At 50.3% G+C, this 507-nt stretch carries 1 pseudogene; it reads right to left on the reverse strand.

Annotation, left to right across the window (positions count from 1 at the left end):
* A pseudogene (locus R7Q09_RS28600) lies at positions 1–507 on the reverse strand (ABC transporter permease); the annotation flags it as partial.

Here is a 507-nt window from a genome sequence, read left to right on the forward strand (position 1 = left end):
AGTAGTTTGGAACACCCAGCTTAACCGTTAGCGAATCTAGCTCCCCTTCAGAAGGGCCTGTGCTGACCACTTGCAACGCGCCATGCTCGGTAGGAACGTCTTTTTCCCAGCGCCACCAAACCGATTCAACTTCTGGCTGATCTTGTAACCATGCGCTCATTCGCCCAGCCGAGTTGTTTGTTGGATAAATATAGATATCTGCGGCCAAGCGTTGGCTTAACCATTTGTCAGTGGTGTCTCTAAAGCTACCCACCATGGTCTCAACACCAATATTCGCAGCGAGTGCCAACATAAACGCCATCGTTGCGACACCACGATAGCTCATACTTGCCGCCGCATCAGCAAAGAACCAACGCACACGAACCCAGCGTAACGTGTATGAGAAGCTTTGGAACATGTGCCACATCAAAAATGGCATGAATAGAGCCACACTCACCAACATCAATGCGATAATGGCAAAACCCGTCTCTTGCGTTTTAGGTGCTTGGTAAACCGCGACCGCGGCTA

This window comes from Vibrio sp. 2130-1, from assembly GCF_033339515.1.